Raw genomic sequence first — 23,204 nt, forward strand, 5'->3', positions numbered from 1 at the left:
GGTCGCCCTCCGACTCCGCAGGCTCCGTCGGCGCGGCCCGCGCAACGCTTCGCGTCGCTCGAAGCGGGCCGCGCCCGTCCGTCAGGGGGTGACACCCGTCACTGCGAGCCGAGCTGGCTCGCGATGGACGACATCGTCTCCTTGCCGGAGGTCTGTCCGTTCACCGCCTGCAGGGCGTACTGCGCGAAGAGCTGGTTGAGCTGGTCGCTCTGCTTGTTGCCGGGCAACGGGGTGGCGTTCTCGAGCCCGGTCTTCAGGGCGTCCTCGACCCCGTCGATGCCGGCGTTGTCGTACCAGGCCTGCTGCGCCGCGGTGCGTGCCGGGAAGGCGCGCCCCTGCTCGGCGAGCGAGGTGAGCGTGGCTTCGTTCGTCATCGTGGTGATGGCCTTGAACGCCTGCTCGGGGTACTTGCACTGCTTCGAGATGCCGAAGCCCGACCCCGCGGCGAAGGAGCTGGGTCCGTCCGTACCCGAGGGGATGGTCGTGATGCCGAGGTCGAACTTGACCTTGGCCTTCTGGCTGATGATCGACCAGGGGCCGTCGCTGTACATCGCCACGTCACCGGACACGAACGCGTTGTCGTCGGTGGAGCCGTCGGTGCTCGCCTGTGTGGCGTAGCCGTCCTCGACCAGACCCCCGATCCAGTCGAGCCCCTCGGCGAACTCCGCGTTCGAGGCGTCGAGCGTGCCGTCGTCCTCGATGACCCGACCGCCGTTGTAGCCGAGGATCATCGACTCGAGGGGGATGTCCTCGACGCTCGTGCCCCAGATCGGCGTGCCCGCGGCCTTGAGCTGCTTCGCGGCGTCCTCGAACTCGTCGACCGTCCAGCCCGGCTCCGGCTCGTCGACGCCCGCCTTCTCGAAGATGTCCTTGTTGTAGAACATGACCATGGGGCCGGTGTCGTACGGCAGTCCGTAGAGCTTGCCGTCGACCTTCATGCCGTCGAGCCCGGTCTGGTCGTACTCGCTCAGGTCGAGGTCGGCCTGCTTCGCCATGTCGTCGATCGGCACGAGCACGTCCGTGTAGTTCGCGGCGCGGAGCGACTGGATGCTCACGATGCAGGGTGCGGTTCCGGTGGACAGCTGGGTGCGGAGCTTGGTCCAGTAGTCGTTGAAGGGTGAGCCCTGGATCGAGACGTCCACGTCGTCGTCGGTCTTGACCGTGTCCGCGACCTTCTGCCACGCGGCCTTGTCCTCCTTCCCGGCGATCCACATGGCCCAGGTGAGGGAGTCCTCGGACTGGCCGTCGCTGGCGTTGCTGCCAGCGGAACAGCCGGTGAGCACGAGCGCGGCAGCTGCTGCTGCCGCCAGCCCGGCGGTGCGTCGTCGTTGCATCGGTGTCTCCACTTCGTCGTGGTGATTGGGGTGTGCGGTGGGGTGTTCAGGCGACCCGGACGGCGTCCGGGACCCGATCGGGATCGGACTCGGCCCAGACCGGGCCGTCCGGGAACGCGTGGCTGGTCAGGGTGTCGGCGAGCATCTCGGTGCCTGCGCCGGGCGCGGTCGGCGGCCAGTAGCGGCCGTCGTGGACGTCGACCGGGGTCACGAAGTGCTCGTGCAGGTGGTCGACGAACTCGATGCACCGGGTGTCGAGGTCGCCGGTCAGGGCGACCGCGTCGAACATCGACAGGTGCTGCACCGCCTCGCACAGGCCGACACCGCCGGCGTGCGGGCAGACACGGACGCCGTGCTTGGCGGCGAGGAGCAGGATCGCCAGGTTCTCGTTCACCCCGGCGACCCGCGTGGCGTCGATCTGCAGCACCGACATCGACCCGGCCTGGATCAGCTGCTTCGCGATCACCCGGTTCGCCATGTGCTCCCCCGTCGCGACCGGGATCGGGGCGATGCGTCGGGCGATCTCGGCGTGGGCGAGGATGTCGTCCGGGCTGGTCGGTTCCTCGACCCACGCGACGTCGAAGGGGCGGAGCCGGTCGATCCACGCCACGGCCTCGTCGACGTCCCAGCGCTGGTTCGCGTCGATCGCGATCCGGATGTCCGGGCCGACGGTGGCGCGGGCGATGCCCAGACGTCGGACGTCCTCGTCCACGTCGCCGCCGACCTTGAGCTTGATCTGGGTGAACCCGTCGTCCACCGCTTCCCGGCACAGCCGCGCGAGCTTCTCGTCGTCGTAGCCGAGCCAGCCCGGTGTCGTCGTGTAGGCGCGGTAGCCCTCGCGCTCCAGGCGGGCCCGGCGTTCGGCACGCAGCGGCTCGGCGGCGCGGAACAGTGCGAGCGCCTCGGCCGGGGTGATCGCGTCGGTCAGGTACCGGAAGTCCACCAGGTCGACGAGCTCCTCGGGGCGCAGTTCGGCGAGCAGGGCCCAGAGCGGCTGCCCCGCGCGCTTCGCCCGGAGGTCCCACAGAGCGTTGACGACGGCGCCGATCGCCATGTGCATGACGCCCTTCTCCGGGCCGAGCCACCGCAGCTGCGAGTCGTGCACCATCGCGCGCCAGGTGCCGCCCATGTCGGCCAGGACAGCCTCGGCATCGGCGCCGACGACGTGCCCACGGAGGGCGGCGATCGCGGATTCCTGCACCTCGTTGCCGCGGCCGATGGTGAAGACGAAGCCGGTGCCGACCAGGCCGTCGAGCGCGTCGGTGGCGATCTCGACGTAGGCGGCGGAGTAGTCGGGCGCGGGGTTCATGGCGTCGGACCCGTCGTGCTCTCGCGAGGTCGGGAACCTGATGTCGTGCACGTGCAGACCGGTGATGCGGCTCATCTGTGTCTCCTGCCGTCCGGTCTCCGTCGACCGAACGGTGCAATCAAAACATCCGATGTCTTGTGCGTCAAGAGCCTTGTTCTTGCCGTTATGGCGAAAGTGGTCGCCCAACCGTCCGATGACTGCGGGACCGACGGTGTGGACACGACAACGGCCTGGAGGCGCGGTGCGGGTCGGACCCGCACCGCGCCTCCAGGCCGTGGCCGCCCCGCGCCGGGGGCGACGCGATGGTCACGCTGGTCAGGCGGTGGCGAGCCGCCCCATCTCGGCGACGACCGCGCGCAGCCGCGCAGCGAGCTCGTCGCGGGAGCCGTCCGCCGATCGGTGGACGGACTCGATCACGGCGGCCATCACGAGGGTGGTCGCGGTCCGCGCGGTGTCCTCGTCGACGCGCTCGGCGGCGACCGCCAGCACGGTCCGCCGCGCGTGCGCCATCCACTGCAGCATCGCCGGGACCATCTCGGGGCGGGCTCGGACCAGCTCCTTCATGCGCCGACGGTCCTGCGGCAGGGTGACCGTGTGCGCGACGAGGTCGCAGAGGTCCGACACGAGCGAACCCGTGGAACCGAGGAACGCTGCGCGCGCCGCGTCCGGCACCGTCGTCACCGGCAGCCCCAGGGCGGCGTCGGCCTTCGACGGGAAGTAGTTGAAGAACGTCCGCGGGGAGACCCCGGCGTCCGCGCAGATCTGCTCGACGGTCACCCCGGCGAGCCCGTGGTCGGTGACGAGGGCGAGCGCCGACCGGTGGAGGGCGGACCGGGTCTGCTGCTTCTTGCGCTCCCGCAGGCCGCAGTCGGTCGGGGCGGTGGCCTCGGTGGTGGTCGGCTGGTGCACGTGCGGCTCCTGGTTCGCGCGGTGCCGGGCCTCCGCGTCCTGCGACGAGGAGGCCCGGCGTGACTCAGACCTGCGCCCGACCACCCTGGACGGGGATCGAACCGGTGACCGGGGCGGTGGGCGAGCCCATCGTGTCCGCAGCCCGCACGGCCTGCGCCTCGAGGTCGTCAGCGGTGCCGGCGTCGTCCGCCTGCTCCTGCAGGGCCGAGCTCTTGCGGAGCGGCGGCGCCTTGAAGAAGAAGCTCAGGACGAACGCGAGCAGGATCACCGCGAAGCCAACCCAGTAGACGGTCACGGCCGAGGCGTTGAACCCGGACATGAACGGCCGGGTCAGGGCAGCGTCCGCACCGTTGAGGTACGACGTGTCGCTCGTCTCGGCGTTCGAGTCGCTCGAGTCGTTCGCGCCCTCGTCGATCTGCTTCGACAGTTCCGGTGCGAGCTGGTCCACCCAGTAGGTGCGCTGCACCGAGTCCGACCAGTCGACGACGAGCCGGCCGTCCTGCACGCTGGCGTGCGCCTTGTCGGCGGCGGTGGTGAGCGCCTGCTGCTGCACGGCGTCGGGAACCCCGACGGTGGCCTGGGTCACCTGGTCGGTGGCGGTGTCGAGGCCGGACTGCACCTGCTGCTGGAGCGGGGTGACGATCGGCTCCCAGATCTGGTCCATGACGCCCTGGTTCGCCTTCGCGCCGGCGACCTCCGGGTCGAGCGCCGCACTGAGGGCGGGCTTCAGGTTCGACTCGTCCGCCGTGGCGTGCAGGATGTTCGCCGGCATGAGCGAGAACAGGACGGACAGCAGGACGGCGGTGCCGAGCGTGCCACCGATCTGGCGGAAGAACGTGGCGGACGACGTCGCCACACCCATGTCACGCGGCTGCACCGAGTTCTGGGAGGCCAGGGTGATGCTCTGCATGAGCTGGCCGAGCCCGAGGCCGATGAGGAACATGCCGATCATCAGGAACCACAGCGGCTTGTCGATGGTCATGAACGTCAGGACGACGTAGCCGAGCGACACCAGGGCCGTGCCGATGACCGGGAAGATCCGGTAGCGGCCGGTGCGGGCCACGATCTGCCCCGAAGCGATCGACGCGATCATCAGGCCACCGATCATCGGCAGCGTCGCGAACCCGGACTCGGTCGGCGTCAGACCGGTGACGATCTGCAGGTAGAGCGGGATGGTGAGCATCGCACCGAACATCGCGAAGCCGACCAGGAAGCCCAGGATGGTCGCCATCGAGAACGTGCTCGAGCGGAAGAGCTTGAGCGGGATGATCGCGTCGTCCTGCATGCGGGTCTCGATCACCAGGAAGGCGACGAGGCCGAGCGCGCCGATGACGTAGCAGGCGATCGCGCTGGCCGAACCCCAGCCCCACGTGCGGCCCTGCTCCGCGACGAGGAGCAGCGGCGCGAGCGTGACGATGACCGAGGTCGCGCCCCACCAGTCGATGCGCGGCTTGGCCTTGGCCTCGCCGAACTTCGGCAGGTGCAGGAACGCGATCACCATGAGGAGCGCGGCGACGCCGATCGGCACGTTGATCAGGAACACCCAGCGCCAGCCGGTGATGCCGACGATCGAGCTGGCGCCGGCGAACAGGCCACCGATCAGCGGGCCGATCACGGACGAGATGCCGAAGACCGCCAGGAAGTAGCCCTGGTACTTCGCGCGCTCACGGGGCGCGAGGATGTCGCCCATGATCGCGAGCGGCAGCGACATCAGCGCACCGGCACCGATGCCCTGGAACGCGCGGAAGGCGGCGAGCATGGTCATCGACGTCGACAGGGTCGAGAGCAGCGACCCGAGGATGAAGACCGCGATGCCGAAGATGTAGAGCGGGCGACGGCCGAAGACGTCGGAGAGCTTGCCGTAGATCGGGGTCGTGATGGTCGACGCGATCAGGTAGGCAGTCGTGACCCAGGCCTGCTGGTCGAGGCCGTGCAGGTCGTCACCGATCGTGCGGATCGCCGTGCCGACGATGGTCTGGTCGAGCGACGACAGGAACATGCCCGCCATCAGGCCGTAGATGACGAGCAGGATCTGGCGGTGCGACATGATCGGCTTGCCCGGCGTGCTCGCCGGGGAGTCCTGTCGTCCGCGCGACACCTCGACGGGTGCGGTGGCAGTGGACATGCGGGGTTCCTCACAGGGGATGTGGCGTGGTGGTCGTCGGCCTGGGCGGGACCCCGAACGAGGGTCGACCTTGCAGGCTCTGCAACTTTACACCGGCAGCACCTTTGCTGCGAACGCAAAGTTGCCGAGCGTGCACGTTCGTGTACGGGTTCTCAGGTAGCGTCGGCCCATGGGGCGAACCACCTGGACCGATGTACCAACGACGCTGCGGCGGCAGGTGGAGGGGGTCCTGGGCGGTCCGGTCGTGACCGCCGAGTCCCAGGCGAGCGGGTGGTCTCCCGGCAGCGCCGACCGGGTGACGACCGCGGCGGGGCGACGAGCCTTCGTGAAGACGGTGTCGCGCTCGCGCAACGAGGACGCCCTCGAGTTGCACCGCCGCGAGACCGCGGTGATGGCCCAGCTGCCAACCACCGTGCAGGCGCCACGGCTGCTCGACGCGCTGCACGCCACGGTCGACGGCGACGACTGGGTCGCGCTCGTGCTCGACGACGTCGCGGGGCAGCACCCCGGCAGGCACCTCGACGGCTCGGACACGACGGCCGTGCTCGACGCACTCCACACACTGCCGCTCGCGACCGATGGGCTGGCGACGCTCCCCCGCATCGCCGAGGACCTGCGCGGTGAGTTCGGTGCCTGGGACCGGATGCTGGCGGACGACTCGAACGCCGCCCGCGTCGCCGAGGTCGTCCCGCCGCACGTCCTCGACGCCGGCCCCACGATCGCCCGCACGGCATCGGGGGCAGCTGCCCTCGTCAACGGCGAACACCTCGTGCACGCCGACTGCCGAGCAGACAACCTGCTCGTCGACGACGCCGGGCTCGTCTGGGTGGTGGACTGGCCCTGGGCGAGCGTGGGCGCGCACTGGCTCGACCCGCTGACCTATCTGCTCGACACGCTCGTCCGCGGTGAGGACGACGACGTCGAACACCATCTCGCCACGCACCCCGTCTTCGCCGGGGTGCCCGCCGCGACGATCGACGCTGTGCTGGCCGGGCTCGCCGGGCTGTTCTTCGAGCACGCCCTGCCCCCGGCACCGCCGAACATGCCGACGATCCGCGACTTCCAGCGGCGCGAGGGACTTGCTGCCGCCGAGTGGCTGCTCCGACGCTGGGCCGCCTGACGGCCCGCCCGCGCGCCCGGGGGACGCATCTGTCCAGGGAGCGCAGCGCACCGGAGCGTACGGTCCACCGCATGACTGATGAGCACCGCACCCCGCGTCCCGAAGACGACGCCGCGCGCCTCGGTCTCGTCGTCGTCGGAGAGGCAGCAGCCCTGCAGTCCGGCGACGAGGCGGCACTGGACGCGAGCGAGCAGAACATCCGCGACACGATCGACGAACTGGTCGACGAACCACTGACCCCGCGGCAGGAGGAGGTCGTCGAGCGACTCGCGTCGGCCGGTGGCACGCTGACCGCCGGGCTCAGCGGTGCCCTCGCCGCCCAGAGCGGGCGCAGCGTCGACGACGTGCTCGAAGGCGCGGCCCGCAGCGTCGTCTGGCAGCAGCGACTGGCTGACGAGCGTGAGGACGCCGGTGCGCAGCAGCGCGACCCGCAGAACGAGAACGGGCGCGACGAGGGCTGATCCCCCGTCACGCCCGCTGCACCCGTCGGCTCGGCTACTCGGCCGGTTCGACCTGCGGCATTGACTGCTCGCGCACGACGGCCCGAGCGGCGGCCTGCCCCGTCGTGGTGCTCTTCACGATGTCGCTCAGGGTGAACCCGGCGGTGGCACCGAGCAACGCATCGACCTCGCTGAACTGGCTGACGACACTCTTCGACAGGGCACCGGCGCCGTCGGAGGACACCACGGTGAGCGTGTCGATGTTGCTCATCGGGGCCGCGAGTTCCCGGGCGATGCTCGGCAGCGTCTCGATCGCCTTGACCCGCAGGACGGCCTCGGAGTGCTGCGCGAGCGCATCGGCCTGCGCCTTGGTCGCATCGGCCTCGGCCTGGCCCTTCGCACGGATCGCGTCCGCGGCGGCTTCCCCCTCGGCGCGTGAGGCGTCGGCGGCGAGCTTGCGGGCGTCCGCCTCGGCCTTCGCCTCTGCCGCGACGGCCTCGGCGGAGATCCGGCGGGCTTCTGCCTGTGCACGGGCGGTCTCGACCTGGGCACCGGCAGCTGCTTCAGCCTCGACGCGGGTCTTGCGCGCCTGGGCCTCGGCGACGGCGGAGACCTCGGACTCGAGCTCGGCACGACGCAGCTCGGCACGCTTCTGCGCCGTGATCTGCTCCTGCTCCACGACACCCTGGGACGCGCGAGCCTGGGCGAGCGGCCCGGCGGCAGCGGCTTCGGCGGAAGCACGGTCGGCGTCGAGCTGCAGCGCGGCACGGCGGATCGCCAGGGTGTTCTCGGCCTCCGCGATCGCCTGGTCGGCGGTCGCGCGGGCCTCTCGTGCTTCGCGGTCGGCCTGGGCCTCGGCGTTCTCGGCCTCGAGCCGCACGCGCGCACGCTCGGCACGACCGAGGTCGCTGATGTACTCGTTGCGGTCCGAGATGCCCTTGATCTCGAACGAGTCGACGTCGAGCCCCTGGCTGTGCAGGGCATCCTTCGCGACGTCGAGCACCGCGACGGTGAGCTGGTCGCGCTTGCGGATGATGGTCGACACGTCGGTCGCACCGATCGAGGCACGGAGCGAACCGGACAGGACCTCGCGCGCGAAGTCGTCGATCTTCTTCTCCTGCCCGAGGAACCGCTGCGCGGCCGCCCGGATCGAGGCGTCGGTCTCGCCGACCTTGACGAGGGCGACCGCCTCGACGTCGATGGTGACGCCGCGGGAGTCCTGCGCGTTGACGTTGATGTCGATCGCACGCGAGCTGAGCGACAGCTTCGCGACCTTCTCGAAGAAGGGGCGGACGAGCACGCCGGCGCCGAGCACGACCTTGATACCGGACTCGACGGTCTCGGTGCCGTCGTCGTTCTTGACCTTGCGGGAGCGCTTGCCGGTGATGATGAGCGCTTCGTCGGCACCGGCGTTGCGGTACACGACCTTGGCGTAGATCAGCGCGATCACGGCGAGGACGATGATCCCCACGATGACCAGCGGGACGGCTCCGAGCGCGAACAGGACTTCCATGACTCCCCCTCACGGACCAGGCGCCAGCCTGGATTCCGCATCTGTTGTTCCGTTGGCTCCCATCCTAGGAGCGCACGCGGCCAGCAGGAGCGCACAGGGAAGAGTTGGGGACAACAGGCCGGAGGCGCGGTGCAGGATCACCTGCACCGCGCCTCCGGGCCGGGGTCGTCAGCGCTACGCGCCGGCACGCCACCAGTCATCGAAGGGGGTCGCCGGCACCTGACGCTTGTGCTCGGTCGCGCGGTACCGCGACTCGATCGCCTCGGCGACCTCGACCGGCACGTCGTGTCCCTGCAGGTAGGCGTCGATCTCGGCGTAGGTGAGCCCGAGGTTCGCCTCGTCGGTCTGCCCGGGCAGCTCGTCGAGCAGATCGGCGGTGGGCGCCTTCTCGTACAGGCGGGCCGGTGCGCCGAGGTGCTCGAGCAGCTGCCGCCCCTGGCTCTTCGACAGCCCGGTGAGCGGGGTGAGGTCGACGCCGCCGTCGCCGTACTTGGTGAAGAAGCCCGTGACGGCCTCGGCCGCGTGGTCCGTGCCGACCACCAGCAGGCCGCGCTGCCCGGCGACCGCGTACTGGGCGACCATGCGCATGCGCGCCTTGACGTTGCCCTTCACGAAGTCGCTCAGCTCGACACCCGAGGCGGCGGTGTCCTCCATGACCCCGTCGACCCCGTGCTCGATGTTGACGGTGATGCCCGGGTCGGCCGCGATGAACTGCAGGGCGAGCTGGGCGTCGTCCTCGTCGGCCTGCACGCGGTAGGGCATGCGGACGGTCGTGAACTCCGCCGGGTGACCCTCGGTGCGGAGCGACTCGACCGCGAGCTGGGTCAGGCGGCCGGCCAGGGTGGAGTCCTGCCCGCCGCTGATGGCGAGGAGGTACCCCTTCGCCCCGGTCGTCAGCAGGTAGTCGCGCAGGAACCCGACACGACGGGCGACCTCCTGCTCCGGGTCGATGGTCGGCTGGACGTTGAGGTCCGCTGCGATGGCGGCTTGGAGTTCACGCACCACCCCAGTATCACGCCGATCCGGCTCCGTGGACCGGCAGGTTCCCGAACACGTCGATCGGATCGACAGCAGGAGGTCCCGGGGCGGTGGTGACCCGATCACCACCGCCCCGGGGATCCGCGACGACCCGAACGCGTCGCGGATCCGGTGAGGCGGACGCCGGTACCCGCCGGCGCCCGTCCTGGTCAGGCGCGACGAACTCGTCGCGCCGGGATCGCGGTGGGCGGTCCGTGGTGTGGCACGATGCCTCCTCCTCCGACGGGGTCCGCCGCTGATCCGCCCCCGGAGGTGAGCCGGGGGATGTGCTGGCCCGTGCGAGGGGCCGGAAGACGGCTGGTGAGGCCGCTGCCTGTGCAAGTTACCAGCATCCGCGCGGCACTCGATGCCCCCGTTGTGGGGTCACGGCTCGGACCGGATCCATTGACAGTTCGATGTCTAATAGTTAGAGTCCTGATCATGCAGGCACCGGACTTCACGACACCGCTCCAGCTCATGCGCTGGATCGGATGGGCACAGCGCAAGGGCGCCGAGGAGTGGGTCCGCGAGCGCGACCTCACCCACGAGCAGTCGTTCGTGCTCGGGTACCTGCAGGAACACCCCGGCGCCATCCAACGGGACATCGCCGAGGTCACCCGCACCAGCGCGGCCAGCGTCTCGAGTCTCCTGCAGGGGCTCGAGCGGCGTGGCCTGATCGAACGACGACCGGACGCCACGAACGGGCGGACGAAGACGGTGCACGCCACCCAGGCGGGCATCGACCTCATCGCCGGGTTCACCGACGCGATGGTCGCCCTCGACGACTCCCTGCTCGCACCGCTCGACGCGGACGAGCGTGCCACCCTGCGGCAGTTGCTGCAGAAGGTGACCGCGGAACTCGCGCCGCCGACCCGATAGCCGCACCACGGCACCAACCGCACCACCGCCCGACCCGCTCACGCACCACGCGCCTCCCGGCCGGATCCGCCGGCGCGCCCTCGCGACCCCGCGCCTTCGCAACCCCGCGATCCCGCGATCCCGCGATCCCGCGATCCCGCGACCCGATCGGTCGCGCGCTCCCCCTGCCGCGCCGGCGTCCGTCGGCGCGCCCACCGTCATGCCCGGAAGGGAACCGTCATGTCCTCCACCACCACCGCTGCGGCGACGAACCGCTGGTACCTCTCCGCTGCCCCGATCGCCCGAGCCCTGGTGCACCTGTGCGTGCCGATGGCCGCCGCGATGGTCGTCAGCGCCCTGTACAACGTCATCAACGCGGGCTTCATCGGCGCCCAGCACGACACGTCCCTGCTCGCCGCGATCACCTTCGGCACGCCACTGCTCGGCCTGGTGATGGCCGTGGGCGGGGTGTTCGGCGTCGGCGGCAGCGCGTTGATGTCCCGGTTGCTCGGAGCGTCGGAACACGATCCCGACAAGGCGCGGGACATCAAGCACGTCGCCTCGTTCGCACTGTGGGGCGCGGTCGTGACCGGAGCCGTGCTCGGCGTCGTCGGACTCCTGCTGCTCCGCCCGCTCGTCGCCGTCCTCGGTGCCGACGCGGCAGCGGTCCCCGCCACGAGCGAGTACGTCGCCGTGATGCTCGCGTTCGTCCCCGTCCTCGCCGCGTCCTTCGCGCTCGAGCAGATCGTCCGCTCCGAGGGCGCCGCGCGGCAGGCGATGATCGGCCTCGTCCTGTCCACGGTCGGCAACCTGGTGTTCGACGTCCTGTTCATCCTGGGGCTGCACTGGGGTGTCGGCGGCGCAGCACTCGCGGTGGGCCTGGCCAACGTGGTCTCGATCGCCTACTGGGTGACCTGGCTGCAGCGGAACAGCGAGAACGTCAGCTTCGCGCCGAAGTGGTTCACCCTGCGTGCGGACGTCCTGAAGCCCGTGTTCGGCATCGGCGTCGGCGAGCTGCTGCAGTCCGCGTTCCTCATCGTCACGACACTCGTCCTCAACAACCTCGCCGCCGCCTACGGTGACGACCCGCTGGCAGCGATGGGCGTCGCGGTCCGCATCGCCCAGGTGCCGGAGTTCCTGGTGATGGGCGTGACCGTCGGCGTGCTGCCGCTGCTGGCCTACGCGTTCGGCGCGGGTGACGCAGCTCGACTGCGTTCCGGCCTGCGCGCCTCGGCCCTGACCGTCGGCGGCATCGTGCTCGTCTTCTCCGGCACCGTGTTCCTGTCCCGCGAGCAGGTCTTCACGATCTTCTCCGGTGACCACTCGGTGCTCGCGATCGGTATGACGATCCTGACGGCACAGCTCGTCGCCGCCGTCGTCAACGGGTTCACGGGACTGCTCACCTCGCTGTTCCAGGCGACCGGGATGGTCATGCCCGCGATGGTGCTGTCGATCGCGCAGGGCGTGCTGTTCATCCCGATCGTGATCGCCGGCAACGTGTGGTTCGGGCTCGCCGGGATCATCTGGGCACTCACCGTCACCGAGGGCATCGTGTTCGTCGCCGCGGTCGTCCTCTGGCTGGCGACGCGGGGCCGCATCGCCCGAGGCCTGGCCGAGGGCAGCGCGGCACGCGCCGACGCCGCGCTGGAGGCCACCCCGGTGGCGTGAGGCGCGTCGCCCCCGGCGTCACGCACCACGTGCGGACGGGAGGCCCGGTGCCGGTCCGGCACCGGGCCTCCCGTCCGTTGTGTGGTCGCGTGACGTGCGCCGCGTGCGCTTCGTGAGCAGGAACGGTCGGGTACGCGCGTGCGACCCGACCGCTTCTGTTCACGAAGCGGGCGCGCGCCGCGCTACGAACTGCGCTCCGCGCTGCGACCGCGCCGCAGCAGCAGCACGACGACCGCGCCGGCCACCAGGACGGCTCCGGCGCCGAGGCCGATCCACACGCCCGGCGCGATGCCCGGCGGCGTCGACGGAGCACCGTCCGAGGCTCCGGTGGCCGTCGCGGTGGCACTCGGCGTCGGTGCACCGTTCGCCGCCGTCGGGGTCGGGGTGGCACTCGCGCTCGGGGTGGACACCGGCGCAGCGGCCCGGTACTCGAACGCGAGCGTGCCCTCGATCGGGTGGCCGTCCGGCGACACGTACCGCCAGAGCACCGTGTAGGTGCCCCGCTCGAGGTCGACCGCGCGGCGCATGGTCGTCCCGGAGACCGTCACGTCACCCGTGGCGACGTCGGCGCCGGAGGTATCCGTCACCTGGATCCGGAGTCCGGCGTCGAGGCCGGCGAGCGGCGCCTCGGAGAAGGTCAGGTCGACGGACTCGAGCGGCTCGGTGACGACCGCGCCGTCCGCCGGGGTACTGCTGGTCAGGGCCGAGTGGGCCGACGCAGGCTGGACGCCGACGAGCGTCAGCAGTCCCGCCGCGACGATCGCCAGTGCCGCCGCGGCGGTTCGGGCTGTGCGCATGCGCAGACTCTACCGACGGTCGAGCGGCAGCCTGCTGGGGGTCAGAGCTGCTCGCCGAGGAAGTCCGCGTAGGTGGGCTCGTAGCGCGCTTCGCTGACGCCGACGAGCTGGTGGCCGGTTCCTTCGAGCCGTTCGGCAACGAGGGCGGCGAGGTCTTCGGGGGAACGGAGGCCGTGGCGGTGCCAGGCGTTCTGGATGGTGGCGGTCATGATGACCAGCCCTTCGTTCGAGATGATGCGCATCTCGGATCCGCCCGGGTCGACCCGCTGTGCCAGACCTCACAGATCGTGAGGAGCATCGTGACGACGAGTCCCTGATGACTGACCCGGTAGCTCTACGCTAGGTGTTGGGAGGCGTCGCGTCGAACGCAGTGCGCTTCTCGGCCGACCGGTCGCGACGGACCGGCGAAGCGGGGGCGCTGTAGCGTCGGCGCATGGAGATCCTCTTCGTCCACGGCGCGCTCGTCCGCGACGGCGACTGGTGGTGGCAGCCCACCGCCGACCTGCTGTTCGACCGGACCGGTGTCCGCGGTCGATCGGTGGCCCTGCCGTCCTGTGGCGAGAGCCCGTCCGGCCGCCCTGAAGGGGGTCTCGCCGAGGACGCGGCAGCACTCCGGGTCGCGCTCGACAGCAGCGACGGCGCGATCGTCGTCGGGCACTCGTACGGCGGCACGGTCATCGCCGAGGCCGGCCAGCACGATGCCGTCGAGCACCTGGTGTACGTGTCGTCCTACCTGCCCGACGTCGGATCGGCCCAGGCCGGGATCATGTCGGACGAGCCCGACCCGGTGCCGATCGGTGATGCCGGGGACGGCGCCCTGGCACTGATCGGGTACGACGCCTCGTCGTTCGGCGCGCGGTTCCTGCAGGACGCCGTCCCGCCGGTGCAGCGGGCTGCGTGGGACCGCGTCACCGCACAGTCCGCTGCCGCGTTCGTCACGCCGACGACCGCCGCGGGCTGGCAGGGCGTCGACTCCACCTACCTTGTCTGCGCCGAGGACCGGAGCACCACAGTCGGCCTCCAGCGAGAGCACGCGGCACGGGCGACGCGGAGCGTTGACGTGCCCACCGGGCACCATCCCTTCATCACCCGACCCGACCTGGTCGTCGAACAGCTCGAGCTGCTGCTCGCGAGCACCGCGTCGTGAGACGTCACAACGACGGACGGGAGGCCCGGTGCCAGCTGGCACCGGGCCTCCCGTCATCAGGGGGTCGCGCCCAGGGCGCGGGTCCGCTCGATCAGTCGGTGCCGGAGTCGAAGGCTGCGCCCTCGGATGCGAGGTCCGTGCGACGACCCATCGCGTCCTCGGCGTCGGAGGCGACGATCGCGCCGCCGAGGATCTCCTCGGCCTCGCCCGCCTCGAGCTCGCCGACGAGCTCGGCCGTCGCGCCACCGATGAGGCCGGCGGCGGCGTACTGCTCGAGCCGCGAACGGGAGTCCGCGATGTCGAGGTTGCGCATCGTGAGCTGGCCGATGCGGTCGTCCGGGCCGAACGCGGCGTCGCCGACGCGCTCCATCGACAGCTTGTCCGGGTGGTACGACAGCGCGGGGCCCGTGGTGTCGAGGATCGTGTAGTCGTCGCCGCGACGCAGGCGCAGCGTGACCTCGCCCGTGACGGCGGAGGCGACCCAGCGCTGCAGCGACTCGCGGAGCATGAGCGACTGCGGGTCGAGCCAGCGGCCCTCGTACATCAGGCGACCGAGACGGCGACCCTCGTTGTGGTACGAGGCGACCGTGTCCTCGTTGTGGATCGCGTTGAGCAGACGCTCGTAGGCGATGTGCAGCAGCGCCATGCCCGGCGCCTCGTAGATGCCACGGCTCTTCGCCTCGATGATGCGGTTCTCGATCTGGTCGGACGCACCCAGGCCGTGGCGGCCACCGATGGCGTTCGCTTCGTAGACCAGTGCGACCGCGTCGGTGTACTCGACGCCGTTGATCGCGACCGGGCGACCGGCCTCGAACCGGACGCTGACGATCTCGGTCGCGACCTCGACGTCGTCACGCCAGGCGGCGACGCCCATGATCGGCTCGACGATGTCCAGGCCGCTCGACAGCTCTTCGAGGCTCTTCGCCTCGTGCGTCGCACCCCAGATGTTCGCGTCGGTCGAGTACGCCTTCTCGGTGGAGTCACGGTACGGGAACCCGCGGGCGACGAGCCACTCGCTCATCTCCTTGCGGCCACCGAGCTCCTCGACGAACTCGGAGTCGAGCCACGGCTTGTAGACGCGCAGGCGCGGGTTGGCCATGAGGCCGTAGCGGTAGAACCGCTCGATGTCGTTGCCCTTGTAGGTGGAGCCGTCGCCCCAGATGTCGACGCCGTCTTCCTTCATCGCGCGGACGAGCATCGTGCCCGTCACCGCGCGGCCGAGCGGCGTCGTGTTGAAGTACGTCTTGCCGCCGGAGCGGATGTGGAACGCACCGGTCTGCAGGGCGACCAGGCCCTCTTCGACCAGGGCGCTCTTCGCGTCGACCAGTCGGGCGATCTCGGCGCCGTACTCGTGGGCGCGGCTCGGGACGGCGTCGATGTCCGGCTCGTCGTACTGGCCGATGTCGGCCGTGTACGTGCAGGGGATCGCTCCCTTCTCGCGCATCCAGGCAACGGCGCAGGAGGTGTCGAGACCCCCTGAGAACGCGATGCCGACTCGTTCGCCGACGGGGAGACTGCTCAGGACCTTGGACACGGGGTCAATCGTACGGGGAGACCAGGGATCCCTACCGTCCAGCGCGACGGTTGTGGAGAACTGGGCTGCAAAGTGCCTGTGGAGGGCACTGCAGGGACTCGAACCCCTTCGACCTGCTGGTGCCCGCGGAGGACACTGCAGGGACTCGAACCCCTTCGACCTGCTGGTGCCCGCGGAGGACACTGCAGGGACTCGAACCCCTTCGACCTGCTGGTGCCCGTGGAGGGCACTGCAGGGACTCGAACCCCTTCGACCTGCTGGTGCCCGCGGAGGACACTGCAGGGACTCGAACCCCTTCGACCTGCTGGTGCCCGCGGAGGACACTGCAGGGACTCGAACCCCTTCGACCTGCTGGTGCCCCTGGAGGGACTCGAACCCCCAACCGTTTCCTTAGGACGGAACTGCTCTTCCATTGAGCTACAGAGGCTGGCCCGTCCACTCTAGCGGCGGAAGGGCTCCAGGAACGCGTGCAGTTCGTCGACGAACAGGTCGGGCTGCTCGAACGGCGCGAAGTGCCCGCCGCGGTCGAGTTCGTGGTGGAACACGAGGTTCGTGGTGCGCTCGAGCCACTCGCGCGGCGCCCGCACGATGTCGCCGGGGAAGATCGAGAACCCGGACGGCACCTCGACCCGTCGTTCCAGCTGCGCTGCCGGGATCGCCGCGTTCGCGTGGTACATCCGCATCGCCGACCCGATCGTGGCGGTCGCCCAGTACTCGGTCAGCAGCGCCAGGACCTCGTCGCGCGTGTAGACCGACCACAGGTCGCCGTCGCAGTCGCTCCACGCCCGGAGCTTCTCGACGATCCAGGCGGCCAGCCCCGCGGGCGAGTCGTTCAGCCCGACGGCGGCGGTCTGCGGCTTCGTCCGGTGCAGCATCGCGTAGGCACCCTCGGCGGTGCGCCACCGATCGGTCGCGGCGACGAACTCCCGCTCGGCCGCGGACAACGTGGACGCATCCAGCCCCGGCCAGGCGAGCCCGCCGTCGATGCGGTGCACGGCGACGACCCGGTCGGGGTGGTCGAGTGCCAGGTAGCGGGCGACGTGCGTGCCGATGTCGCCACCGGACACCGCGAACCGCTCGTACCCGAGGTCCGTCATCAGCGTCGCCCACATGCCGGCCACCTGCCGGGCGTCGAGCACCTGCGGCGGTGCATCCGAGAAGCCGTACCCGGGCATGTCCGGCACGACGACGTCGTACCCGGCGTCGACGAGCATCGGCAGTACCTTGCGGTACCGCCACCCGGAGTCCGGCCAGCCGTGCGCGAGCAGGACCGGCAGGGCATCGGGCCGCGGGGCGCGGGCGTGCAGGACGTGGATGCCGATGCCGTCGACGACGACACGGCGCGAGGGCAGCGCGGCGAGCTCGGCACCGTGCGCGTCGAAGTCGAACCCGTCGGCCCAGTACTCGACGAGCGGGCGCAGGACGTCGAGGTCCACGCCGAGCGTCCAGCCGACCCCGGCAGGCGCGTCCGGCCAACGCGTGGCACGCAGCCGAGCGCGCAGGTCGTCGATGGTCGCGTCGTCGATGTGCGGTGTCTCGCCCATGTCGGCGACGATAGTCAGCGCCACCGACAGGCGGACGGCGCGGCCCGCTCGGCGGTGCCGCGCCAGCGGCACGGGGGCCGCGCCGACCGAGCCTGCGAGGGAGGGGTGGCGGCGTCACCACGGGCCTCCAGACCGCACACGGTGTGCAGCAATGGTCGGGTCGGCCTGATCGACCCGACCATTGCTGCGCACGAAACGCGGCGGCGGCCGCTACGCGGCCACGAGGTACTCGTCCCACTCCGCCTGCGGACGCTCGATGCCGCGCACGACCCACGAGGACCCGTGCGGCACCTTCGGCGGGAACCGGAGGCGCCACCCCATCTCCTGCGGAGTGCGGTCGCCCTTGGTGTTGTTGCAGGCCAGGCAGCAGGCGACGAGGTTCTCCCAGGAGTCCTGCCCACCGCGCGACCGCGGCTGCACGTGGTCGATGGTGGTGGCGTGCCGGCCGCAGTAGGCACAGTGGTTGCCGTCCCGACGCAGCACACCGCGACGGGACACCGGCACGAGCCTGGAGTGCGGGATGCGCACGTAGCGGGTGAGGATGATGACGGACGGACGGTCGTAACTCGACGTCGACCCGGTGACCGGGTGTTCGACGTCGGCGGCGACGATGGCGGCTTTCTGGTTCATGACCAGCACGAGGGCTCGTCGGAACGAGATCACCGCGAGGGGCTCGTAACCGGCGTTGAGGACGAGAGTGCGCATGGGTTCCCTTCCGACGTGCCTGGACGGCTTCCAGGCGCTGCGGGTGCGTCGGACCGACGACGCGAACGGGTGAGGACGACCTGTTCACACCCCTGGAACCACGAAGAGCACCACCCGGATGGGCAGTGCTCTCGTCATGCAGGGGCGTGCTCGTGCACGCAGGCTGTGCTCGACCATATGTCGACGCGCGCGCGCCGACCCATGGTGCGGGTCGTGCGGAACATCGACATGAGGGTCTCCTGTTCGCGCCGGTGCGGACCGGTGCAGCGTCAGGTTAACCCAGAAACCGGCCCGGCACGAGGGTGCGCGGGCCGGTTCCGCTGAAGTTCACACGCCGGAGGGGCAGTGGTCGTTAGATGCCGAACCGGACGATGTGGTAGTCGCTGGTCCAGATCGGACGGATCTGCACGGAGCCACCGGGCTTCGGGGCGTCCATGATCATGCCGTTCCCCATGTAGAAGCCGTCGTGCGCCTCGTTGTTGAAGATGACGACGTCACCGGGCTGCGCCTCGGACTCGGGGATCGTGGTGCCGGCCTGGTCCTGCAGCGGCACCGAGTGCGCGAGGTTGATGCCGTACTGGGCGTACACGAACATGATGTAGCCCGAGCAGTCGAAGCCCGACGGGTCCGCGCCACCGAAGACGTACGGGGTGCCGATGTACTGCTTGGCGGTGGCGACCACGGCCGGCAGCGAGAACGGGGTGTCGGCGGCGGACGAGCTGGCCGCGTACTCGGCGGCGGTGGGCCCGGTGTACGAGGAGTACTGCTTCGCGGTCGCGGCGCGGGCGGTCTGGGTCTGCTCGGCCTGCTCGGCGACCTCCTTCGCTGCGGCGGCCTGGTCGGCGGCGGCGTGCTTGGCGGCCTTCTCGGCGTCGAGCGTCGCGGTGGAGGTCGCGCCGTAGCCGTCACGGCTCGTGTCGGCCAGCGCCACGGCGTCGGAGACCGACAGCTCCTGGCTCTGCGTGGCATGGGCCTGACGCTGGGCGTCGGCGACGGCGGTCGAGTTGGTGGAGGTCGTCGCGGCGAAGGCCGGGGCGACCGCGACGGTGCCGAACATGCCGGCGGCCACGGTGAGGACGACCGGCGCGAGGAACTTGCGCTTGCGCGACGACGAGCTGGCCTTGGCGGTGTTCGCTGCGGCCGCAGCCTGCGCGGCACGACGGCCACCGGGCAGCGGGGCGGAGCGCACCGGCACGACCTTGCGGACCGGGCGGCCCTCGGTCTCGCGCACGGCCCGCCGGGTGAGCGGGGCGGTGGTGGCGTTCTCGGTGTTCGTCGGGTTCGCGGGCGTCTGGTCGTCCGCGGCGGTACCGGTCTGCGTCAAGAGGTGGGTCTCCAACGTCTCGTCATCACGCCGCCGTGGGTGTCCGGCGGTGTGCAACCCCATCCGTTCGTCATCGTTTCCGATCGAGGCAGGAGACGGGTTCGAGACGTCCTGCCACGGGTCTCCGGCTCAGGGGCAGCGCGGCGACTCGGACGAGTGTACGGAGGCGTCGTTACCGTGTCGAGACCAAACGCCCGGTGGGTAACGAAACGGTAAAGACTCTCAGGGACGACCAGGAACGGTCAGTCTCGCTCGATGTAGACGTGCTGCGCGACCTCGATGGGCAGCTCGATGCCCGAGTCCTCGCCCTCGACGCGGACCGCGACGTAGGCCCCCGCGCGCTGCACGCTCGCCATGCGCCCGGGCATGACGCCCGCGGTGCGGAGCTGGTGCAGGAGCTCCGGCTCGAACTGCACCGGCTCGCCCAGGCGTCGGACGACCCCGGTCGTGACGGCGTCGGTGCCCTCGGTCGCGGCGACGATGTTCTGGACACCGTCGAGGAACCCGGCGGCCGCGGGGCCACCGATCTCGGCCAGTCCGGGGATCGGGTTGCCGTACGGCGACTCGGTCGGGTTGCCGAGCATCTCGAGCAGGCGGACCTCGACCTGCTCGCTCATGACGTGCTCCCACCGACACGCCTCGTCGTGCACGAAGGCCCAGTCGAGCCCGATGACGTCGGCAAGCAGGCGTTCGGCCAGACGGTGCTTGCGCATCACGTGGGTGGCGCGGGAACGACCTTCATCGGTGAGCTCCAGATGGCGGTCACCGGAGACGACGACCAGGCCGTCGCGCTCCATGCGGGCGATGGTCTGCGAGACCGTCGGGCCCGAGTGTCCGAGGCGCTCGGAGATGCGCGCACGCAGTGGCACGATCGCCTCTTCCTCGAGGTCGAGGATGGTGCGAAGGTACATCTCCGTGGTGTCGACGAGATCGGTCACGGTCCGCCTCTCATGTCTGGGCCCAGCGCCGACCACACTACTTGTTCGCACCGACGAACACCGACCGGCGCCCGGACGCAGGTGAGAACGGGTCATCCGACGCGGTGGACGAGCGGGCCGAACCCTCCCCGTCCGGCCGGTACACGGGCTCGGGCAGGCGGATCGTCGTCGTTAGGATCGGTGCATGGCAGACATCGTCATCCCGGCCGAACTCCTCCCCACCGACGGTCGCTTCGGCTGCGGTCCGTCGAAGATCCGCGGCGCACAGCTCGAGTCCCTCGTGACGCGCGGCGCCACGATCCTCGGCACCTCGCACCGCCAGAAGCCCGTCAAGGACCTGGTCGGCAGCGTCCGCTCCGGCCTCGCCGACCTGTTCCAGATCCCCGAGGGCTACGAGGTCGTCCTCGGCAACGGCGGCTCGACCGCGTTCTGGGACGCCGCCGCGTTCGGCCTCATCGAGCGCCGTGCCGAGAACCTGTCCTTCGGCGAATTCGGGTCGAAGTTCGCCAAGGCCGCAGCGGCCCCGTGGCTCGAGGCCCCGCACGTCGTCGAGGCACCGGGCGGCTCCCTCGCCGCACTCGAGTCGGTGGAGGGCGTGGACGTCTACGCCTACCCGCACAACGAGACCTCGACCGGCGTCATGGCCCCGGTCGTCCGCGCGGCCGGTGACGCCGGCGCCCTCACCGTCGTCGACGCGACCAGCGCCGCCGGTGGTGCCCTGTTCGACGTCAGCGCCACCGACGTCTACTACTTCGCCCCGCAGAAGAACTTCGCCTCGGACGGCGGGCTCTGGCTCGCGCTGCTCTCCCCCGCCGCGATCGAGCGGATCGAGCGCATCGCCGCCTCCGACCGGTACATCCCGGAGTTCCTGTCGCTCAAGAACGCCGTCGACAACTCGCGCCTGAACCAGACCCTGAACACCCCGGCGATCTCCACACTGCTGCTCCTGGACGAGCAGGTGCGGTGGATGAACGAGTCCGGCGGCCTGGCGTGGGCGGACCTGCGCACGAAGACCTCGTCGTCGACGATCTACGACTGGGCCGAGGCCAGCGCCTGGGCGACCCCGTTCGTCACCGACCCCGCCGCTCGGTCCCAGGTCGTCGCCACGATCGACCTCGACGACTCGATCGACGCCAAGGCCGTGGCCGCGACCCTGCGCGCGAACGGCATCGTCGACACCGAGCCGTACCGGAAGCTCGGCCGCAACCAGCTGCGCGTCGCGACGTTCACCGCGATCGACCCGGACGACGTCGCGAAGCTCGTGCGCGCGATCGACTTCACGATCGACGCCCTGCGCTGACGTCGGAGACACCCGCCGGAACGAGGACGGGCCCGGCACCACCGGATCGGTGGTGCCGGGCCCGTTCGTCGGTCCGGGTGGGTCAGGCGCGGTGGAAGCCCGGGTCGGTCTCGCCCGCGTCGAGCTGGTCGACCTCGAGATCGGCGTCCGGCTCGAACGGCTGCACGCGGCGGGCACGGCGACGACGGGGCGGTTGCGGGGCCTCGTCCTCGGCATCGGTGTCGGTGTCGCTCACATCGGCGAGCGCATCGACGTCCACACCCTCGATGTCGTCGTCGTCCGACTCGTCGAGGTCGTCCTCGTCGGCGTCGAACTCGTCGTCATCGTCGTCGTCCGACTCGTCGTCGTCCTCGTCGTCATCCGAGTCGTCGTAGTCGTCGTCCTCGTCCGAGTCCTCGTCGTCCGACTCGTCGTCGTCTTCGTCATCATCCGACTCGTCGTCGTAGTCCTCGTCGTCGGAATCCTCGTCCGACGCGTCCTCGGCGCCGCCCTCAGCCTCGTGCTCCTGCGCGGCCCGGTACTCGGCCAGTCGCTCGGACCACGGCACCCACTCGGGCGCCACGAGCGAGCCGTCCCCGGGCATCAGCTCGACCTCGAGCACGGTGGGCTCGTCGTCGCCGATCTTGGCGACGCTGACGGTCCACCGCCACCCGGGGTAGCCGGGCAGCCGGTTGGCGAACAGGACGGACACCACCCCGTCCCCCTCGTCCACGGTGCCGACCGGCGCGCCGACGGTCGACTCGGGGGTCACCTCGAGCAACGCCGCGCGCGCCAGGTCGGTGTAGTCGGAGGACGCTGCGTCGGTGGACGCCGCGTCAGTGGACGCTGCGTCGGGAGCCGTCTCGGCCCCTGCTGTCTCGGACTCGGTCATGGGGTCACGCCTCCAACTGGTCTGCGACGTGCCGCAGGATGGCGGCGATGCGATCGCCGTTCTTCGGGTAGCGGCCGTGGCGGAGGTCTCCGCTGATCCGGTCGAGTTCCTTCACCAGGTCCTCGACGATCACGGCCATGTCGTCCGCGGAGCGACGGGTCATCCGCGACAGCGACGGCTGGGGCTCGAGCAGCCGCACGGACAACGCCTGCGACCCCTTCTTGCCCTGGACGACGCCGTACTCGAGCCGCGTGCCGGCCTTGACGGTCACGACGCCGTCGGGCAGCGAGGACGCGTGCAGGAACACCTGGTCGCCGTCGTCTCCGGTGATGAAGCCGAAGCCCTTGTCGTCGTCGTAGAACTTGACCTTGCCGGTGGGCATGCGTGGACTCCTCGAGGTCGTGGTACGGCCGTGGTGCGTCGGATATCCTGGGTCGATGGCCAAGCCGACCCGATCAACCGGGAACCCGCAGGACTCCGCAGAACCCCCGGTGACGTTCAATCGTACCGAACGCGCTCTGGCGTTCATGATCGGTGGGATCATCATCCTCGGCCTGCTCTGCTTCGTCGCGATGATCATCATGTGGCTCACCGCGCCCACCGCACAGGGCGCGATGCCGTGGCCGGTGGTCATGGCCATCCCGCTCTTCGGCTTCCCGATCGCCATGGTGCTGGTCTTCACGCTCCTCGGCATCACCTGGACACGTCGCGCACGAGCGAACCGGACGGCTCGCTGACGTCCGCCCCGGAC

Annotated in this window: 22 protein-coding genes and 1 tRNA gene; 7 read left to right on the plus strand and 16 right to left on the minus strand. The window is 70.5% G+C overall.

Annotation, left to right across the window (positions count from 1 at the left end; all coding sequences use genetic code 11):
- Window positions 1-98 precede the first annotated feature (98 nt).
- From DEJ17_RS10180 to DEJ17_RS10195, 4 genes are all read right to left on the minus strand, one after another.
- Window positions 99-1,334 carry a sugar ABC transporter substrate-binding protein gene (locus tag DEJ17_RS10180; RefSeq protein WP_258366752.1) on the minus strand — a complete coding sequence of 412 codons (1,236 nt, stop codon included), beginning with the start codon at window positions 1,332-1,334 and terminating at the stop codon, window positions 99-101.
- Between the two features lie 46 nt (window positions 1,335-1,380).
- Complete coding sequence (locus tag DEJ17_RS10185) at window positions 1,381-2,718, minus strand: enolase C-terminal domain-like protein (protein ID WP_110893569.1); 1,338 nt, start codon at window positions 2,716-2,718, stop codon at window positions 1,381-1,383.
- 240 nt (window positions 2,719-2,958) lie between these two features.
- Complete coding sequence (locus DEJ17_RS10190; protein ID WP_110893620.1) at window positions 2,959-3,552, minus strand: TetR/AcrR family transcriptional regulator; 594 nt, start codon at window positions 3,550-3,552, stop codon at window positions 2,959-2,961.
- A gap of 64 nt (window positions 3,553-3,616) precedes the next feature.
- Window positions 3,617-5,677 (minus strand): MDR family MFS transporter, encoded by a 2,061-nt coding sequence (locus DEJ17_RS10195; RefSeq protein ID WP_110893571.1) that lies wholly within the window; start codon window positions 5,675-5,677, stop codon window positions 3,617-3,619.
- A gap of 169 nt (window positions 5,678-5,846) precedes the next feature.
- On the opposite strand from DEJ17_RS10195, the gene DEJ17_RS10200 reads away from it, so the two are divergent.
- Both DEJ17_RS10200 and DEJ17_RS10205 read left to right on the plus strand, forming a co-directional pair.
- Window positions 5,847-6,797, plus strand: coding sequence for a phosphotransferase family protein (locus tag DEJ17_RS10200; protein WP_110893572.1), 951 nt, complete (start codon window positions 5,847-5,849; stop codon window positions 6,795-6,797).
- A gap of 71 nt (window positions 6,798-6,868) precedes the next feature.
- Window positions 6,869-7,258 carry a hypothetical protein gene (locus DEJ17_RS10205; RefSeq protein ID WP_110893574.1) on the plus strand — a complete coding sequence of 130 codons (390 nt, stop codon included), beginning with the start codon at window positions 6,869-6,871 and terminating at the stop codon, window positions 7,256-7,258.
- A 34-nt stretch (window positions 7,259-7,292) separates the two neighbouring features.
- On the opposite strand, the gene DEJ17_RS10210 is transcribed toward DEJ17_RS10205, so the two are convergent.
- Window positions 7,293-8,750 (minus strand): SPFH domain-containing protein, encoded by a 1,458-nt coding sequence (locus DEJ17_RS10210; RefSeq protein ID WP_110893576.1) that lies wholly within the window; start codon window positions 8,748-8,750, stop codon window positions 7,293-7,295.
- 174 nt (window positions 8,751-8,924) lie between these two features.
- Window positions 8,925-9,752, minus strand: a complete 828-nt coding sequence (gene nadE, locus DEJ17_RS10215; protein ID WP_110893622.1) for an ammonia-dependent NAD(+) synthetase — start codon at window positions 9,750-9,752, stop codon at window positions 8,925-8,927.
- Window positions 9,753-10,208: 456 nt separating this feature from the next.
- Here nadE and DEJ17_RS10220 point away from each other — a divergent pair, with 456 nt between their 5' ends.
- Both DEJ17_RS10220 and DEJ17_RS10225 read left to right on the plus strand, forming a co-directional pair.
- Complete coding sequence (locus DEJ17_RS10220) at window positions 10,209-10,646, plus strand: MarR family winged helix-turn-helix transcriptional regulator (protein WP_110893578.1); 438 nt, start codon at window positions 10,209-10,211, stop codon at window positions 10,644-10,646.
- A gap of 219 nt (window positions 10,647-10,865) precedes the next feature.
- Window positions 10,866-12,293 (plus strand): MATE family efflux transporter, encoded by a 1,428-nt coding sequence (locus DEJ17_RS10225; protein ID WP_110893580.1) that lies wholly within the window; start codon window positions 10,866-10,868, stop codon window positions 12,291-12,293.
- Between the two features lie 182 nt (window positions 12,294-12,475).
- Here the strand turns inward: DEJ17_RS10225 and DEJ17_RS10230 are convergent, their stop codons facing one another.
- Entirely contained in the window at window positions 12,476-13,090 is a 615-nt protein-coding gene (locus DEJ17_RS10230) for a copper resistance CopC family protein (protein ID WP_110893582.1), read from the minus strand.
- Between the two features lie 41 nt (window positions 13,091-13,131).
- On the minus strand, window positions 13,132-13,332 hold the full coding sequence (locus tag DEJ17_RS10235) for a hypothetical protein (RefSeq protein WP_110893583.1): 201 nt from the start codon (window positions 13,330-13,332) through the stop codon (window positions 13,132-13,134).
- 191 nt (window positions 13,333-13,523) lie between these two features.
- On the opposite strand from DEJ17_RS10235, the gene DEJ17_RS10240 reads away from it, so the two are divergent.
- On the plus strand, window positions 13,524-14,237 hold the full coding sequence (locus DEJ17_RS10240) for an alpha/beta hydrolase (RefSeq protein ID WP_110893591.1): 714 nt from the start codon (window positions 13,524-13,526) through the stop codon (window positions 14,235-14,237).
- A gap of 91 nt (window positions 14,238-14,328) precedes the next feature.
- On the opposite strand, the gene argG is transcribed toward DEJ17_RS10240, so the two are convergent.
- From argG to DEJ17_RS10270, 6 genes are all read right to left on the minus strand, one after another.
- On the minus strand, window positions 14,329-15,771 hold the full coding sequence (gene argG, locus DEJ17_RS10245) for an argininosuccinate synthase (protein ID WP_042540079.1): 1,443 nt from the start codon (window positions 15,769-15,771) through the stop codon (window positions 14,329-14,331).
- A gap of 352 nt (window positions 15,772-16,123) precedes the next feature.
- A tRNA-Arg gene (locus tag DEJ17_RS10250) sits at window positions 16,124-16,198 on the minus strand.
- Window positions 16,199-16,211: 13 nt separating this feature from the next.
- Window positions 16,212-17,315: an epoxide hydrolase family protein gene (locus tag DEJ17_RS10255; protein WP_110893593.1), complete on the minus strand. Its 1,104-nt coding sequence runs from the start codon at window positions 17,313-17,315 to the stop codon at window positions 16,212-16,214.
- A gap of 210 nt (window positions 17,316-17,525) precedes the next feature.
- Entirely contained in the window at window positions 17,526-18,020 is a 495-nt protein-coding gene (locus DEJ17_RS10260; protein ID WP_027466591.1) for an HNH endonuclease, read from the minus strand.
- A gap of 352 nt (window positions 18,021-18,372) precedes the next feature.
- Window positions 18,373-19,359, minus strand: coding sequence for a C40 family peptidase (locus DEJ17_RS18150; RefSeq protein WP_146239686.1), 987 nt, complete (start codon window positions 19,357-19,359; stop codon window positions 18,373-18,375).
- A 227-nt stretch (window positions 19,360-19,586) separates the two neighbouring features.
- Window positions 19,587-20,282, minus strand: coding sequence for a metal-dependent transcriptional regulator (locus DEJ17_RS10270; protein WP_027466592.1), 696 nt, complete (start codon window positions 20,280-20,282; stop codon window positions 19,587-19,589).
- A gap of 184 nt (window positions 20,283-20,466) precedes the next feature.
- Here DEJ17_RS10270 and serC point away from each other — a divergent pair, with 184 nt between their 5' ends.
- A complete protein-coding gene (serC, locus tag DEJ17_RS10275) occupies window positions 20,467-21,582 on the plus strand; it encodes a phosphoserine transaminase (RefSeq protein WP_110893597.1) in 1,116 nt (371 codons plus the stop codon).
- A gap of 82 nt (window positions 21,583-21,664) precedes the next feature.
- Here serC and DEJ17_RS10280 read toward each other — a convergent pair whose 3' ends face one another.
- On the minus strand, window positions 21,665-22,453 hold the full coding sequence (locus tag DEJ17_RS10280; RefSeq protein WP_110893599.1) for a DUF3027 domain-containing protein: 789 nt from the start codon (window positions 22,451-22,453) through the stop codon (window positions 21,665-21,667).
- 4 nt (window positions 22,454-22,457) lie between these two features.
- Window positions 22,458-22,835, minus strand: coding sequence for a cold-shock protein (locus DEJ17_RS10285; RefSeq protein ID WP_017888041.1), 378 nt, complete (start codon window positions 22,833-22,835; stop codon window positions 22,458-22,460).
- Between the two features lie 55 nt (window positions 22,836-22,890).
- Here DEJ17_RS10285 and DEJ17_RS10290 point away from each other — a divergent pair, with 55 nt between their 5' ends.
- On the plus strand, window positions 22,891-23,190 hold the full coding sequence (locus tag DEJ17_RS10290) for a hypothetical protein (protein WP_146239687.1): 300 nt from the start codon (window positions 22,891-22,893) through the stop codon (window positions 23,188-23,190).
- Window positions 23,191-23,204: the final 14 nt, after the last annotated feature.

Source organism: Curtobacterium sp. MCSS17_011 (assembly GCF_003224275.1).
In the GTDB taxonomy this organism is placed as follows: Bacteria; Actinomycetota; Actinomycetes; order Actinomycetales; family Microbacteriaceae; genus Curtobacterium.